Annotated in this window: 14 protein-coding genes; 2 read left to right on the top strand and 12 right to left on the bottom strand. The window is 39.3% G+C overall.

The window, feature by feature from the left end; genetic code table 11:
- Nucleotides 1–74 precede the first annotated feature (74 nt).
- The 4 genes from PLZ15_07480 to cysS all read right to left on the bottom strand — a co-directional run bounded on the left by PLZ15_07480 (nt 75) and on the right by cysS (nt 4,979).
- Entirely contained in the window at nt 75–1,532 is a 1,458-nt protein-coding gene (locus tag PLZ15_07480) for a hypothetical protein (protein ID HOI29591.1), read from the bottom strand.
- 47 nt (nt 1,533–1,579) lie between these two features.
- Nucleotides 1,580–2,608, bottom strand: coding sequence for a hypothetical protein (locus PLZ15_07475; GenBank protein ID HOI29590.1), 1,029 nt, complete (start codon nt 2,606–2,608; stop codon nt 1,580–1,582).
- A gap of 139 nt (nt 2,609–2,747) precedes the next feature.
- Nucleotides 2,748–3,518, bottom strand: coding sequence for a hypothetical protein (locus PLZ15_07470; protein HOI29589.1), 771 nt, complete (start codon nt 3,516–3,518; stop codon nt 2,748–2,750).
- Between the two features lie 51 nt (nt 3,519–3,569).
- On the bottom strand, nt 3,570–4,979 hold the full coding sequence (cysS, locus tag PLZ15_07465) for a cysteine--tRNA ligase (GenBank protein ID HOI29588.1): 1,410 nt from the start codon (nt 4,977–4,979) through the stop codon (nt 3,570–3,572).
- 251 nt (nt 4,980–5,230) lie between these two features.
- On the opposite strand from cysS, the gene PLZ15_07460 reads away from it, so the two are divergent.
- Together PLZ15_07460 and PLZ15_07455 are read left to right on the top strand one after the other, a co-directional pair.
- Nucleotides 5,231–7,285: a T9SS type A sorting domain-containing protein gene (locus PLZ15_07460; protein HOI29587.1), complete on the top strand. Its 2,055-nt coding sequence runs from the start codon at nt 5,231–5,233 to the stop codon at nt 7,283–7,285.
- 111 nt (nt 7,286–7,396) lie between these two features.
- On the top strand, nt 7,397–8,806 hold the full coding sequence (locus PLZ15_07455) for an aspartate ammonia-lyase (protein HOI29586.1): 1,410 nt from the start codon (nt 7,397–7,399) through the stop codon (nt 8,804–8,806).
- A 52-nt stretch (nt 8,807–8,858) separates the two neighbouring features.
- Here the strand turns inward: PLZ15_07455 and PLZ15_07450 are convergent, their stop codons facing one another.
- The 8 genes from PLZ15_07450 to PLZ15_07415 all read right to left on the bottom strand — a co-directional run bounded on the left by PLZ15_07450 (nt 8,859) and on the right by PLZ15_07415 (nt 17,160).
- A complete protein-coding gene (locus PLZ15_07450) occupies nt 8,859–9,839 on the bottom strand; it encodes an RluA family pseudouridine synthase (protein HOI29585.1) in 981 nt (326 codons plus the stop codon).
- A complete protein-coding gene (gene lspA, locus PLZ15_07445; GenBank protein HOI29584.1) occupies nt 9,808–10,491 on the bottom strand; it encodes a signal peptidase II in 684 nt (227 codons plus the stop codon). The genes PLZ15_07450 and lspA overlap by 32 nt, the downstream gene beginning before the upstream one ends.
- A gap of 27 nt (nt 10,492–10,518) precedes the next feature.
- Entirely contained in the window at nt 10,519–11,136 is a 618-nt protein-coding gene (locus tag PLZ15_07440) for a conjugal transfer protein TraR (protein HOI29583.1), read from the bottom strand.
- Nucleotides 11,137–11,150: 14 nt separating this feature from the next.
- Entirely contained in the window at nt 11,151–14,345 is a 3,195-nt protein-coding gene (gene ileS / locus PLZ15_07435; GenBank protein ID HOI29582.1) for an isoleucine--tRNA ligase, read from the bottom strand.
- Nucleotides 14,346–14,447: 102 nt separating this feature from the next.
- A complete protein-coding gene (locus PLZ15_07430; GenBank protein HOI29581.1) occupies nt 14,448–15,065 on the bottom strand; it encodes a hypothetical protein in 618 nt (205 codons plus the stop codon).
- Nucleotides 15,062–15,883: a purine-nucleoside phosphorylase gene (locus PLZ15_07425; GenBank protein ID HOI29580.1), complete on the bottom strand. Its 822-nt coding sequence runs from the start codon at nt 15,881–15,883 to the stop codon at nt 15,062–15,064. Before PLZ15_07425 ends, PLZ15_07430 begins: the two co-directional genes overlap by 4 nt.
- Nucleotides 15,880–16,431, bottom strand: coding sequence for a DivIVA domain-containing protein (locus PLZ15_07420; GenBank protein HOI29579.1), 552 nt, complete (start codon nt 16,429–16,431; stop codon nt 15,880–15,882). Before PLZ15_07420 ends, PLZ15_07425 begins: the two co-directional genes overlap by 4 nt.
- Nucleotides 16,432–16,476: 45 nt before the next feature.
- Complete coding sequence (locus PLZ15_07415) at nt 16,477–17,160, bottom strand: YggS family pyridoxal phosphate-dependent enzyme (protein ID HOI29578.1); 684 nt, start codon at nt 17,158–17,160, stop codon at nt 16,477–16,479.
- Between the last annotated feature and the right edge of the window lie 118 nt (nt 17,161–17,278).

Here is a 17,278-nt window from a genome sequence, read left to right as displayed (position 1 = left end):
CCTCCATAAAAAAAGCACCTTAAAAAATAAGGTGCTTTTCGGGGGTTGTCAATCAGGGAGCGGAGGTAAAGAATTTAGAAATAGTATTTAACACCGAATATTAAATTGTCTTTCGTAATAGATTGAAAAGTCCTGGAAAGGTTAGAACCGTAATTATCTCCGATATCTTTCCACCAGCCATGAGCATATCCTAAGTCAAAATGGAATTTTGAGCCGCTTGAGAATCCAATTCCTGCCGTAAAGAATTTCTTATCAAATTCTGAGGAATCATCCTTGAACGGAGACGGCATATAAATGAAACCGCCTCTTAAAGTAATTCCAGTAAAAGGCAATAAATATTCAACGCCGGCATTAAGATTTATAACACTTTTCATCAGATCAATTATTTCGGAATTTTTATCTTCACGGGAGCGGAAATCAAATCCCTCAGAAAATTTCATTCGAGAATAATCGATAAAATTTGCATCGAAACTGACTGTCATTCCCTGAACTGAATAAGAAGCACCAACTCCGAATTCCCACAGGGTCTGAACTGTATACTCCAACCTGTTTTCAATCGGAGGATCGAGTATATACATCTGCCCTGTTCCGAAGTGTGCATCTGCATCTACAAAATAAATCTCTTTAACGGTAAGTGATTTTGGAAGTTTAATTGTAGCACCTACATTAACATTATAATCCATTTTTGCTAATAAGCCGAGAGTTGCATTCCATCCGGAAATATCCCATCTGATTATATCGTTAAAATAGAATGACCTGAAATCGGCAGTCTGGGGATCATTCGGATCGAGCAGAATTGATGATGGATAATTATTGTTCAGATCTTCCTCCAGGTATTCGCGGTTTCTTTTAAAATCTCCGTTTATAATATTGATGGTAGCTCCTACGAAGATGTTTTTCTGAATCTCGACAGCACCGGAAAAGAGCCAGCTATCAAGACCGCCCTCCTGGATTATTGTTCCGCTCTGCTGAAGATTACCGTTGATAAAAGTATCGTAGTAGAGAAATTTATTGTTAGAATCATAAACCTTGTAACTTAGACCGATTTCATACGAAATATCATCATTATCATAGGTTAAGTTTTGTATCATGGAATTTGAGCCGGAATTAAATCCGCTGAATTTCATAGCCCGGTTAAAATCTTTATACTTATTATAACCGAAAGCAAGGACCATACTTCCGCGCGAAGTAGGAAGAGGGAATGCAAATCCGAACTGACTGAAATCGGTTTTGCTGCTGGAGTAAAGAGTATTTCTACTAAAAAGCTGAGCATCATTCTTAAAAGAATTATAATTGAGTACTCCGGAGAATTCCATTTTCCTTATCAGAGCAAATCCGGCAGGATTAAAAAGAGAGGCCGTGAAATCATTGCTTATAGAAATATATGCATTGCCCATACCAAGCGACCGGGCATTGGTTAAAATATCCGTATCCGATAACCTGAGAGCATCATTGAAATTCTGCGCGTTAATATTTATAGCAGAGAACAAGAGTAGTGAGAACAAACCAAAAGACATTTTTATTTTTTTCATAATTCCCCCAGAATTAAATCCGAAGTTTTTGAATTTTTGAAATCATGTTATCTTCTTCCGCTATCAGACCTGGAACTGCTACCGGAACTTGATGAACTGCCGGATCTCGACGAACTTTCTGAACCGGATCTCGAAGAATTCTCCGAACCGGAACGTGACGGCGGACTGTAAGACGGTGACGAAGATCTAGAACTGCTGGGAGGTGAATAAGACGGTGTAGAACGACCCGATCTTCCAGAGTCATACGATCCGCTTCTGCTGCGGTCGGCCGATTCTTTCCTGCTTGAACTCCTTTCTCTTGAAGGAGGCGGAGAAACTCTTTCCGACTTACTGCTGCTCGAAGGCCTTCTTGACGTACTTTCTTTTACAGCAGAAGGTGATTCTCTCCTGCTTGCAGCGGATTCCTTAGAAACTCTCGAGTTACCTGTTGTTTTCTCCCTGCTTCTAGAAACGCTTGATCTATTGAGATCCACATCTCTGGTTCGAATCGATCCATCACGGTCCGTATAAGAACTTGAACGGCTACTATTACGGTCTCTCAAGGAACTTGTTCTATCGCCGCTCCGATCGCCGGAATCACGAAGTTTAGTATAAGCTGTTCGATATTTAAAGTTATAATTATTGGGGTAATTATAGTTACCATAATTATTCCAATAATAAGGATTATTCCAAGACCAGTTATTCACCCACCAACCATAATACCGATTATAGAAATATCCCGGATAGTATGAATAAGAATAGTGATTCCATGGCCAGTATCCATAATCGCAGCAATACCAATCGTACCAGAAAGGATCGTAATATCTGCCAATTCCAAAGTAGAAACTGGATGAGGGATAATAACCGAGGTAGAATCGTCGGTATGAACGGTTGCGCTCATAGTAATAATCGTCCTCATATACTCCCTGATCTTCAACATATTCTTCGTTATCCAGTGTATCGGCTACTTCGTCCTCGTAAGCGTATTCATCCTCGTAATAATCTCTGTCGTCTGAATCACGAAGAGCAAGTTGTGTGTAACATCCTCCAAAAGATAAGAGAGGAAGCAGTACGATTAAAAATTTTAATGTTTTCATATCAACCACCCATGGATAAATCATTTTTAGTTATGCAAAAAATATGCCTTATAAAACTTAGATAATAGGACAAAAGCGGGTAACTAGATGTAGAGATGTATAATAAATTAGACAGGATTGTTTAGGATTTTCTACATTTTTAGAAGATGGCTTTAATGTATTCAACAAAAATTCCCCTATCAGCTCTGGAACCTGAGATTTTTTTATTATCGAGCAGGTCCCTGAGATTTAATCCCAGAGTCAATCCGTCACCTATAGACCAACGGATGCCAAGATTTAAATATCCCGTCCCCTCTCCGATCGAATTGTTTGTATTGTCATTTATTGCAAAGTCGTATTCACCGACAATAGATAGTTTGGATCCAAGAGTTTTTTCAAATCCGAATCCAAGGTTCAGGTCTTTATCGTTATCATCCCGTTCAAGTGAATAATTGATAAGACCGTGAATGCTGAAATAACCGTAGAAATCGAAATTCTTTGAAGCTACAGCAAAAAAACCGGGAGATTTAATTTCATAACGGTTCAAAGTTTTATTGAATTCACCTTTGCCCTGTGAATCGAATCCGAGTGTGATTGCGGGAAGCGTTTCCGACTCATTAAAAATTCGAGCCCTTAGATTTATCCCCGGCAGTTTATATCCTGTTATCTTGCCTCTTCCAATAATATTGTTACCGCCGTACGAAATACCAAAGCTGAAATTTTCGAAAACACCGACTTCAATTTTAGAGACAACTACGCCAAGGGGCATCACATCGATCGAAACTCCGACAAATCCTTTTTCAACAATCCCGGCTGTAGGCAGATCAATCAGATTTCTATATTCATATTTTGCATCGGTTCCGCTTGAACCTTGAGCGAGTATTCCGGAAGCACTTATAATAATAAATACAGCTAAAAATTTTATTTTCATTTTCTTTCCCGTGAATTCATAATTATTTCAAATGACACGACAATATAGAAATCATTTTATTTTATATGAAGTACCTTCTTTGCCGTCTTTTAATTCTATTCCGAGTTTATTTAATTCATCGCGAATCAGGTCTGCCAGAATAAAATTCTTCTCTTTTTTAAGTTTAATCCGAAGTTCGAGAAGAAGTTCGATTAATTTATGATCAATGCCCAAGGATTCAGGACGGGTAATTTCATTAAAATGCACTATCCCGAATACTTCCTGGGCTGTGCGGGTAAGAAACTGTTTCAGATCTTGATAAAAAGAAACATTAATATTTTCATAATCTGAGATAATTTTATTGGCATTACGTACAAGGTCAAAAATAAGAGCAACAGCCTGAGAGGTATTCAGATCGTCGTCCATTACTTTTGCAAATTCATCATAATAGTATTTCAGATCGAACTCGGGGAGGATACCGACATTATTATCTTTCTTAATTTCCTCTTCAATTTTCTCCGCAAGGTTCTTAATTTTTTCCACACCTTTTTCAGCAGCGGCAAGAAGTTCAAAACTGAAATTGAGAGGGCCGCCATAATAGGTTTGAGTAAAGAAAAGACGGATAGCTTCGGCTGAATATTTTTTCAGTATTTCTCTAGCCGTTAAAAAATTGCCTAAGGATTTAGACATTTTCTCTTCATTGATATTCAGAAATCCGAAGTGGATCCAATACTTTACAAATTTATGTCCATGAGCGCCCTCGCTCTGAGCAATTTCATTCTCATGATGCGGAAAAATAAGATCGTTACCACCTGCATGGATATCAATAGTTTCGCCAAGATGTTTTGAGCTCATCGCAGAACATTCTATATGCCAGCCGGGTCTGCCATTTCCCCAGGGGCTCTCCCAAAATGGTTCTCCTTCTTTTGCTTTTTTCCAGAGGGCAAAATCGAGCGGATTCTTTTTTGTTTCATTTATTTCCACCCTGGCACCTGCCGTAAGTTCTTCAAGATTCTTACCGCTCAGTTTTCCGTAATCAGGGAATTTAGAGACATCATAAAAAACATTGCCATCAACATTGTAAGCCTTTCCATTCTCAATTAATTCTTTTATGATGCTTATCATTTCCGGAATATGCTGAGTGGCTTTCGGGAAAACCGAAGCAGGTTTTACTCTTAATTTTTCAATGTCTTCTAAAAAGGCATCAATATAAAAATTTGAAATTTCAGCAGAAGGTTTTTTCTGATCAATCGACTTCTTAATAATTCTATCGTCCACATCAGTAAGGTTCATAACGAATTTAACATTAAAACCTTTGTATTCAAGATATCTCCGGAAAATATCAGCCATTATAAAAGATCTAGCATTGCCGATATGGAAATAGTCATAGACAGTCGGCCCGCAGACATAGAAAGTCACCTCCGGAGGAGTTAAAGGGATGAATTCTTCTTTAGTTTTAGAAAAGGTATTATAAATAAGCATTTTTCTTCCAGAATTTAGGAAAAAATATACGAATAGCTGGGAGTTTATTCAAATTTGGATTGGAATGAATATTGCCGCAATTAATTTCAGATAAAAAGATTTTTTACTATGGAATCTCTAATTTAGACTTTGACATCTTTATTAATATTTTTATATTAGACACCGAAATCGGTAAATAAAGTTAGAAATCTTTTTATCATTAAAATGATTCTTAAATACTTAACAAAATACTCTTTAATGGAGGCATGATTATGATTCGAAAACTTACCACTCTTCTGTTATTTGTTCTATTTTGTTCATCTCTCTATTCTCAAACCACACCAATCTCTTTTACTGTTGAACCATTTGGTGTTTCACCAAGAGATGTAGCAAGATCGACAACCGATATTTACACTTCTGCTTTTACGGGATTAAAGAATGTCGGCGTTAATAGTCAGATGTATTTTAAAGCGGTTCTAACCGGTCAGGCAATTGGAACAGTTACCTGGTCTATTACAAGAAGACCATTAGGTTCAACTGCCGCAGTTGGTACAACAGTGCATGTAGTTGATGACAACACGGTTGTAGTTACATTTAAACCTGACAAAGTCGGTGCCTATGAATTAAAGGCAACTTCCGGCGCATACAGCGCAACAGTCGGATTTAATTCCGCAAAATATCTCGGTTATACAAATACATTTGTTGACGGAGTAAACAAAAATGTAAACTGCCAGACCTGTCACCCAAGTTATGTTACTGAGTGGTCAAATACCGGTCACGCAACTACACTTACAGAAGAATTTGAAGGACAAGGCAGTGATCATTTCGGCGCTAACTGTATTTCCTGCCATTCTACAGGTCACAATACAACGGCAGCAAATGACGGATTCGACGATTTCCCATTCACATTCCCGACAGTTCTCGCACCGGGTATGACAGCAACATTAGTTGCACAATTCCCGGACGCAATGCTCAGAGCAAATGTTCAGTGCGAATCGTGTCATGGACCGGGTTCAACCCACTTAGGGGCTACAACAGATTTCAGAATGGTAGCTACCTATAATCCTGATGTTTGCGCATACTGCCATGATTCAGGAACTCACCATCTTCTTCCGGAACAGTTTGACGCATCAGTTCATGCCGGTGTTGTTGACGAGAGCGGTCCGGGCAGAGAAGGCTGTGTAAGATGCCACACCGGTTCTGGATTTAAACAATATGTTGATAATGTATCAACTTCAGATCCTTATTTTGATGTTTCATACAATCCTATTACCTGTGCAGGATGCCACGATCCGCATAATGCAACTAATCCTCATCAATTAAGAAAAGTTACAGCAAACCTACTTGCACCCAACAATACAACTATTACAATAAACCAGGCAAATGCAGGTAACGGCGCAATATGCTTCAACTGCCATCAGTCAAGATCTGAAGCAAATGCTGCTGCAGCTGCAGCGACGCTAAATTCTCGGTTTGGTCCTCACTATGGTGCTCAGGGTGATATGCTAGTAGGAAATAATATGTTTGAATTAGGCGGTGTAAAACTGGCCAGTTCAAATCACTTCGGTATTACACAAGCACATGGATCATGTGTAGCCTGTCACATGTATGGTGTTGCAACACCGGTTGCAAATGGTCAGGTTGCTCTGGTAGGCGGACACTCTTTCGCAGTGACATATCCTGACGGCAAATCTAATATGGAATCCTGTATGCCATGTCACGGCGGATCACTCGGACTTTCATTTGCAGATGTAACCTTTATGTTAAACGGGTCTCTGGATCATGATAATGACGGCGTTAACGAAGGACTTCAGGATGAAGTACACGGCATGATCGATAAAATTTATGAAGAAGTCGCCCGTCAAGTTGGTACAACAACTATCCCTCCGGTTCCAGCAACATCATGGTCACCAGCTATCAGAAAAGCTTACTGGAATGCAAGAACAGCCTACTATGATCACAGCTATGGTATCCACAATCCTAAATACATTGTAACAGCATTAAAGGGCGCTATGGCATCTCTCGGTTTAGCTACTTCAGTTGAGCAGGATGAAATCGTTCCAACCGAATATGCATTATTCCAGAACTATCCGAATCCATTCAACCCGACAACAAATATTAAGTTCGCTATTCCGAAAGCATCCAATGTAAGAGTAACCATCTATGACGCATTAGGAAAAGAAGTAAGAACCCTAGTTAACAATTATCTGAGCGCAGGAAGTCATACGTTTGAATTCAACGCAAGACACCTCGCATCCGGCATTTACTTATATAGAATTGAAGCAGATAATTTTGTTAAAGTAAACAAGATGCTTCTGCTCAAGTAATTCTTATTACTTATAGAATTCTGAAAAGGCCCCCGGATTCCGGGGGTCTTTTTTTATTATTTGATCAAAAGTGTTTTATTTTTACAAAGCTAAAAAGCGGGAAAAGGATAAATGAGAATTGAAAAGGATACACAGGGTGAAGTTGAAATGGCAGAAGACATTCTTTACGGTACAAACACGTTCCGGAGTCTTAACAATTTTCCGCCAACCGGCGAGAGGATTAATCCATATCTGATTAAGGCTTATCTGCAGGTAAAACTAGCTGCCGCAGAAACGAATTATAAATGCGGATTACTATTCAAAGAAAAATTTGAAGCTGTTGAAGAAGCTATTCGTAATCTCCTGAAAGAAACCGAAAATGCAATATCAAATAGTTCGTATGAGATTTACCGTAAAATTCCTGTCGACCCTTTTCAGGGAGGAGCGGGCACTTCACTTAATATGAACCTCAATGAAGTAATCACTAATGAAGCATTGCTTCTTCTCGGTAAAAAGCCGGGTGAATATGATTCAATCAATCCGCTCGACGATGTAAACATGAGCCAGTCTACAAACGATACTTTTCCGACTTCTCTAAAGGTTGCATCGATCTACCTGCTTCGGCAGCTTTCAGATTCTTTTGAATCACTTCAGAATGCTCTGCATGCGAAAGAAGAAGAATTTAAAAATGTAATTAAACTTGGCCGAACACAATTACAGGACGCAGTTCCAATTACACTCGGTCAGGAATTTGGCGCTTATGCACAGGCAATTGCTCGGGAAAGACAGCGGATTTACATTTCGGAGGAGAGACTCCATTCAGTTAATCTTGGAGGCACGGCCGTAGGCAATTCAATTTCCGCAACAAAAGAATATGTTCTAAATGTAAACAGTATATTGAAAAAGATAACCAAACTCCCTATCGAAAAAAGTGATAATCTCATAGATGCAACACAGAATCTGGATATGTTTGTTGAAGCACACGGAATAATTAAAGCGGGTGCTGTCTCCGTATTAAAAATCTGTAACGATTTAAGATTTCTATCGAGCGGACCTGCAGGCGGAATAGGTGAAATTAATATTCCGCCCAAGCAATCGGGTTCTACAATCATGCCCGGGAAGGTAAATCCCGTAATACTTGAAAACACTATTCAAATATGTGAATTGGTTAAGGGTCATGATGTTGTTATTTCCAACCTTGCCGGCAGCGGAAATCTTGAGTTAAATCCATTCATACCGATGCTCGGTCACTTATTTTTAAAATCGATACTGCTTCTCAGAGATTCAATTAATAACCTGACTAAAAATTGCATTCAGGGGATCACAGCAAATATTGAAAGGTGCAAGCTGAATTTAATTAACAGTTCAGCAATCGCAGCTTCCTTAATTACAACATTCGGTTATGATACTATTCAGGAATTGGTGAATTACGCACATAAAAACAAGATACCATTTATAAAAGCACTGATGAAGAGTAAATTGCTGGATGAACGGGAGCTGTTCAATATTATTTCAGGAGAACTGGGAATTAAAATTGAGTAAAATAGCGCAATCAGAAAGAATGGATACAGGGAAAACAGAATAGCCGATTTTTTCAGTCTCTCAGTTTATTAATCAGGTCAGAGATATCATCCGGAAGATTTGAATCGAAGAAAACTTTTTCTTTTGTGTGGGGATGGATAAAACCCAGTGTTTTTGCGTGAAGCGCCTGGCGGGAAATTATCTGCAATAAATTTTCAACACGACTTTTCATTTTAGAAAATTCAGAGCCGTAAACAATTTTTCTTCCGCCGTAGGAAGGATCGCCGAATATCGGATGTTTAATGTGAGTCATATGAACCCGGATCTGGTGAGTTCTTCCTGTTTTCAATTTTAATTTAACCAGCGATGCGAATTCAAATTCTTCAATAACTTCGTAAAATGTATGAGCATATTTACCTTCGGTCCTGCTTACAGTAAAAAGTTTACGGTCCTTATTGCTCCTGGTAATATTTCCGATTATTTCCCCTTTTCTATCTTTAAACAATCCCCAGCATACAGCCCAATATTCCCTATCGATTGAATGATTGGCAAATTGTCGTGCTAATTGAGCATGAGTCCATTCATCTTTTGCAATAAGAAGTAATCCGCTTGTATCCTTATCAATCCTGTGGACAATTCCGGGCCGACCGGGCTGATTCAACCTGCTCAATTTCTGAGTATGGTGAAGAAGCGCATTTACAAGAGTTCCTGAATAGTTACCCAGGGATGGATGAGCAACCATTCCAGGCGGTTTATTTACGATAATTAGGTAATCGTCCTCGAAAACTATATTAAGTGGAATATCCTCAGGTTCAGTCTCTTCCGGGCGGGGTGTCATCGGGATGGTTAGTTCAATAAGCTGCCCGGGTGTAACAATAAAATTCGGTTTTACTATTTTACCGTCAACAGTAACCAGGTTTGCTTTAATCAGTTTTTGAATTCGAGAGCGCGTGGCATTTTCAACTGAGTTTGTAAGGTAAGTATCGATTCTTTCTTTCTTTTTACCTTCGGGGAGAAGGATCCTAATCTTCTTTTCTGATATTATCCTGGCCATCTTTTCCCGAATTTTCCGCCAATTCTAATTCTGCGGAATTATTAATCACAGCATCATCATTAAGTTTCATCTCGGAATCTGGAGTCAGCTGATTCTCCACCTCTTTTTTCCCTTCCGGAAGAGTTTTATGGAAAATCAAAAGCAGGACAACACCGATAGTAACCGATGCATCCGCGATGTTGAAAATAGGCCACCTATCGAATGTCTTTCCGAAAATGGTAAAATCAAAAAAGTCGACGTTAAAAAAATCGACTACCCTTCCATAAAACACCGGGGCATAACCGTAAAAGACTCCGTATAATGTTCTGTCGATCAGATTTCCGATGGCTCCTCCGAGAACAAGAGCCAGAGCAAACCGGATTACCAGTTTCTGATCCCGTGATTTATATAGGTAATAAAAGATTCCAATACTTGCAAGCAATGAAAATAGCGAAAGGAAAAGTTTTGATGTATCGTTTACATCGATGCCGAATGCAAGTCCGGGATTTTCGACAAAAGTTATTTTAAAAAAATCTCCCCATACTTCATGGCTCTGCCCGTAATACATTCCATCAACGCGGAGATTGAGAAGCGGTATTGTACCGCCTTTCACAAAAAACTTTGTCAGCTGGTCAGCTACAACAATAATCAGTGTTGTATATAGTACTTTCAAAATATTCTCACTTCCAGAAAGACCGGATTAAGCTTTCATTTTCTGTTTAACCTGCAGGCAATGCTGTGTATGAGGAACTGCCATCAATCGATCCTTTGGTATCAAAGGGCAGGTTGGACATAAATACTGCGGTTCATCAATACACTCAATACAGATACCATAAGTACCGTTTTCGATTCTCTGGAGGGCATCATCAAGATATCCCAAAAATTTATTTTCCCTTTGGGCCCATAGGTAGAGTTTTTCTCTTTCCATAGCATCGGTACCCTGTTCAGCCATATGGAGCGAATAAGGAGAATTCTCATTAACATACTGACCGGTAGTAGGGTCCATCATTTGATCTTTAAGTGCCTGAAGCTGATCGATAATTTCAGTTCGTTTTTCAATAATCACTTTCCTGAATTCTTCCAGATCTTTTTTAGAATACCCCTGAATTTTTCTTACTTTTTTTGTCGGGGAAATAACTTCGACGTGTTTTGATCTTGATGCTGAAGATTTAACAGGTTTTTTAGCCGGAGCTTTAACTTTAACAGCTTTTTTAACTTTTACCTGCTTTTTCACCTTAGGTTTAGGAGTAGATTTCTTAACAGTTTTTTTCTTTACAGGGGTTTTAGCAGTTTTCTTTTTATCGACTTTTTTTGCCATAATGCCTCCCAAAATTAAAATTTTACTTTAACTATTGTAATAGAACAATCATAATCACCGATTTTCCATTCCTGTGAATAACCCTCAATTTCCTCATTTATTTTAATATTCTCTGCCAGAACTTCATTCGCAATATACTCAGAAAAGTTATTAATATACGCAAGTAATTTTTCGTCTCCTTTTGCATAGAGATTTATTCTGTCTATAACGTCGAGGCCTGAATCCTTCCTCATATTCTGAACACGATTAACAAACTCACGGGCATAACCTTCAGCTATAAGATCCTCTGTTAACTCTGTATCTATTGCTACTGTAACACCCTCCCCGCTCTCAACAAGCCACCCTTCAATTTCGTGACTTAATATCTCAACATCCTCACGAGATATTTTGACAGATTCTCCTTGAATCTGCAATTCGTACTCTCCGGTTTTGTCTAGGGTATCGATTGCCCTTTTGTCGAGGTCTTTGATCGCAGATGTAAGCGCCTTAACGAGTTTTCCGTATTTGGGTCCTACTACTTTGAAGTTAGGTTTTGCAGATTTGTTAACAATGCCCGAATCATCCTCAAGAGAGATCATTTCTTTGACATTAATTTCTTCCAGAACCACATCCTTCATTTTCTCAAGCGCTTCCCGTCTGTCCTTATCAACCACAACCATAATTTTCTTGAGAGGTTGACGGACCTTAAGATTGTGTTTTGCCCTCATTGAACGGGTCAGATAAACAACACGCTGAGCAACATCCATTTTCTCTTCGAGCTGAAGATCAATAAATGAAGGCTGCGGGAACCGAGCAAGGTGAACCGATTCGGATTTTTCGAGTTTAGTTTGGCTGTTAAGGCTCTGATACAATTCCTCGGCAACAAACGGGATGAACGGAGAAGAAATTTTCGCAATTGTAACGAGGCACTCGTACAACGTCTGATAAGCCGAAAGTTTATTTTTATTTATTTCCGATTTCCAGAAACGCCGGCGGCTTCTTCTTACGTACCAGTTTGAAAGCTGATCGATTGTAAAATTAGAGATCTGACGGGCAGCTTTTGTAACATCATACTGGTTCATCAATTCTTCATATTCTTTAACAAGGGAGCTAAGCTTCGAGATAATCCACCGGTCAATTTCAGGTCGTTCTTCATACGGGACCAGAGGTTCTGAGTGATCGAACCTGTCGATGTTAGCATATAATGTAAAGAACGAATAAGTATTAAGAAGAGTACCGAAGAATTTCCTCTGTACTTCAACAATTCCTTCCTCATCGAACAATGTAGGTTTCCAGGGAGGGCTGGTAGTTACAAGATACCAGCGAGTCGCATCGGCACCGTATTTATCGAATAGAATAAAAGGATCGACGGTATTTCCTTTGCTCTTGGACATTTTCTGTCCTTCCTTATCCAGAATCAATTCATTAACGATAAGGTTCTTGAAGGTCACAGAATCAAAAAGCATAGTACCGATAGCATGGAGTGTATAGAACCATCCGCGGGTCTGATCGATTCCCTCGCAAATAAAGTCGCAGGGATAATTATTTTTAAACAGCTCCTGATTTTCAAACGGATAATGGAATTGAGCAAACGGCATTGCGCCGCTGTCGAACCAGACATCGATCAATTCGGGAGTCCGTTTATATACTTTGCCATCTTTCTCGAATTTAACATCATCAACAAAAGGTTTATGAAGATCAATTTCTTCAGCCGGGAGATCTTTAACAAATATCTTATTCCCGCTGCGCTCAACATATCCTTCTTTCAATTCATTGATTGAACCGATACAGATCATTTCTCCATCTTCGTTAAGCCATATTGGAAGCGGGGTTCCCCAGTAACGGTCACGGGAAAGAGACCAGTCCTTATTCTCTTCCAGCCAGTTGCCGAATCTTCCAGAGCCGACTTCAGGAGGAGCCCAGTTAATTGTATTGTTAAGTTCAATCATCCTTTTAGCAACATCTGTAGTTCTAATATACCAGCTGTCGCGCGCATAATAGATAAGCGGATTATCGCACCTCCAGCAATGAGGATAGGAATGGAGATAATCATTGGTCGCCTTGTAGAGCAATCCTCTTTCCTTAAGATTTCTGATAATGTCCGGATCGGCCCCTTTTTCCTCTTTCGTTTCGAACTGAATGGTCTTAACAAGCCTTCCAGCGAAATCCGTAATCTGTTCGGTAAAACGTCCGCTCTTAGTTACAGGCTGAAGGAATGGTAGGTCAAACTTTTTTGAAACTTCATAGTCGTCGGCTCCGAACGCAGGGGCAATATGTACCACACCTGTACCATCTTCGGTACTTACAAAATCACCGGAAACAACATACCAGGCTCTTTTTTCAACCGGGATGTAAGAGAAAAGCGGTTCATAATTCCTGCCGAGCAGATCCAAGCCTTTCAACTCGCTAAGAATTGTATAATCCTCTTTAATTACTGCCAGTCTTGCTTTTGCTAAATAAAGGACTCCATGTTTCTCATGGTTGATTTTGGCGTAATCTATATCCGGTCCTACAGCGAGGGCGACATTAGAAATTAAAGTCCAGGGTGTTGTAGTCCATACAAGTATAGAAGCATCTTCGTCTTTCAATTTGAATTTTACATAGACACTCGGATCCTGAACATCATCATAACCGAGAGCAAGTTCATGAGAAGAAAGAGGTGTCTCGCAGTGGGGGCATTGCGGAACAATTTTAAAGCCTTTGTAAATCAAACCTTTCTTAAAATATTCTGACAGTGCCCACCAGACGGACTCGATGTAATCATTAGTACAGGTGATATAAGGATCGTCGAGGTTTATCCAGTATCCCATTCTTTCAGTTAAAGTACGCCAGCCTTCTTTCATCTCGATATGATGATAGACGAGGTCTTTAGCTTTCTTATTGAATTCGGCAACGCCGAATTTCTCAATATCCGACTTTTGTGTAAAGCCAAGGTCTTTTTCGAGAGCGATTTCAATCGGAAGACCGTGAGTATCCCAGCCGGCTTTTCTATGAACTCTGAAACCCTGCAATGTTTTATATCTGCAGACAAGATCCTTCAAAGTTCTGGCCATTACGTGATGAATACCCGGCCGGCCGTTAACCGTAGGAGGTCCCTCGTAAAATGTAAAGGGTTTACTTTCATCCCTGGATGAAATACTTTTTTCAAAAATTTGATGATCCTGCCAGAATTTTAAAATTCCTTCTTCAATCTCAGGATAGTTGATTTTTTCGCCAAGCTGTTTAAACATCACAGGTCTCTATAAATGAATTATGGTTATTTATTTAGATTTTTTATAATTATTTCTATTAATGCGGGAATAAGAATTGGATTGCCCGAACAGTAAAAAAAATCAATCCTCTTCCGCTTCATACTTCTTAATTAACTCTCTTTCAGCCGAAATAAACTCTTTAAGCCTTATCTCGATCAGATTTTTTCTATCGATCATATCATCAATGGTCTGCTGAGTTTCATACAGCATCTGTTCGGATTTAAGCCTTGCATCTTCAATTATTAATTTGGCTTCATGCTGGGTGTTAGCCATCAGTCTTCTAACCTCTTCCAATTTAGTCTTACTGGAATCACCTTCTCTCTGAAGAATAAGTAATTCGCATACAACCATACCGAAAAATGCCATGGACCCAAGTGTAATATTTCTAAGTATATAGAGGATCATATTTTCGACGAGCAAAGCACTCAATCCGAAATATTCGTTGAAGATAGAAACCAGAAGTACGCTGATAAACGATGAAGACACAATGACAGCGAAAATTACTTTACCGCCGTGATTGTATCCGAGAGTTTTATTCATAAGCCAGCCGCACGCAAATGAAAAGACAGACAGGACAAACCAGACAGAAAAATTCTGGTAACCTGCCTTGAAGAGGTCGGTGCTTAAAAAATTCGACGCAAAAATTATTACAGCAAGCAATCCTGCCGTCGCATAATAGATCGGTTTCCTCTGTATCATAGTGCTTTTATTACCTCTTTCATAATCAAAGTCATTTTAGGTTCAGTCTCCATTGCAGTGGCAATAATCTCCTTAACATCAACGGGTTTCAGAGAATCCGGGAAACACTCGTCGGTTACAATACTGATGCCGAGGACCTTCATTCCGGAATGGTTGGCAACAATATTCTCCGGGACAGTAGACATACCGACCACATCGGCTCCAATAGCTCTTAAGAACCGGTATTCAGCTTTTGTTTCGAGGTTAGGGCCCGGTACTGCAACATAAACCCCTTTCTGAACTCTGATTTCATTTTTGAGTGCTATATTTTCAGCTAGTTGAATCATCCCCAGATCGTACGGCTCGCTCATATCCGGAAATCTTGGACCGAACCGGTCTTCATTTTTCCCGATGAGAGGATTATCTCCGAGCAGATTAATATGATCAACAATGAGCATCAGGTCTCCTCTTTTGTAAAGAGGATTCATACCACCGCACGCATTCGAGACAAGAAGAGTATTAACACCTAGAAATTTCAATACTCTTACAGGGTATGTAATCTGCTGCATAGTATAACCTTCGTAGTAATGAAACCGTCCCTGCATGGCTATAACATCTTTACCGTTTATTTTTCCGAAGATCAGTTTGCCCTGATGGGATTCAACGGTTGAGAGCGGGAAATGAGGTAGTTCTGAATAATCGATTTCCACATCGATATCAATCTCTTTTACCAATCCGCCCAATCCGGTGCCGAGAATAATTCCGACCGGATATTCTTTAGAAGTTTTTGAACGGATAACTTTCAGGGTTTCGTTAATTTTCTCCAGCAATATGCTCATAGTAATTTCTCCAGGATATCGTCGACATCAATTTCACTCTGATCAGATCTCTTAAGATTCTCTTTCGGCACTTCCTTCTTCTTAACTTTTTTTGTTTCGATATTATCAACATTGAACTCAAGAAGGCTTGCCTGAGAATCGATCATAGCTTTAATACGGGAGACAAGAAGTTTTTTTTCCTCCCTGAGTTTCAGGACAGCATCGCGTATTGAACTGGCATTTTCCCGCGCTTTCTCAATCATCTGTGCTGCTTTCAGCTCTGCCTCTTTTACCATAAGAGCAGTCTGTTTTTTAGCCGAGTCGACAGCTTTGGTAGTCGACTCCGTAGCACTAAGCATTGCAGTCTGAAGATTCTTTTCTATTTTTCTGAATTCCTTGATCTGATCTTCATTCCGTTCAATTTCTGCTTTCAGCTTTTCATTTTCCTGCTGAAGGCGTTCGAATTCATCGGATAATTTTTCGAGGAAAGCCCGGACTTCATCGCGATCGTAGCCCCTTACCGATTTATTGAATTCCTGATTCTTAATACCAAACGGAGTGAATTTCATTTCATTCCATATTTATTTAATAATTCTCTTAAGCAGTATCAGATATTATTTATAATTTCTTTCACCGAAAATTGCAGTGCCGATCCTGATCATAGTTGCACCCTCTTCAATTGCAATTTCATAATCGTTTGTCATACCCATCGATAATTCAGTAAGATCGAAACCGGCAGTGTTCAGATTATCTTTTAACAAACGCAATGAAACAAAACATTTTCTCAAAATATCTTTATCGTCCGTATAGGGAGCCATTGTCATCAAGCCTGCGAGTTTCAAATTCCGGGAATTTTGACAGAACCTTGCGGTTTCGAAAATTTCATCTTCATTTTTCAGACCGAACTTTGAAGCTTCGCTTGATGTATTGATTTCCAAAAGAACATTCTGAATTTTATTTATCGATTCAGCTTTTCTATTTATTTCATCGGCCAGTTTCACAGAATCGACAGAATGAATATAACGTGCCGATTTAATAACAAATTTAACTTTATTCGATTGAAGATGACCAATAAAATGCCAGCTTATGTCGGCCTGGATAAGATCAGATTTGTCTCTCAATTCCTGAGCTTTATTTTCTCCCAGGTCTTTAATTCCGGCTTCGATCGCTTCATTAATCACTTGAACCGGCTGGGTTTTACTAACCCCGATTAACCTGATTTCAGAGCGATTTCTGCCCGATTTCAGGCAGATTTCCTCAATCCTATCCTCAACAATCTTAAGATTTTCTGCGATCATCGCTTAAAATTAAGGGTGAAAAGCTATCCCTTTTGTCCCTAAAAGTCAATGAAATCATGATGCAAATATAATGAAAAAGGGACTATGCTTTAGTCCCTTTTCATAAAAAGCTCATTAG

Source organism: Melioribacteraceae bacterium, assembly GCA_035362835.1.
Taxonomy (GTDB): Bacteria; Bacteroidota; Ignavibacteria; order Ignavibacteriales; family Melioribacteraceae; genus DSXH01.
The sequence above is the reverse complement of the archived record's forward strand: the minus strand, read 5'-3'. Positions and strand labels throughout refer to the sequence as shown.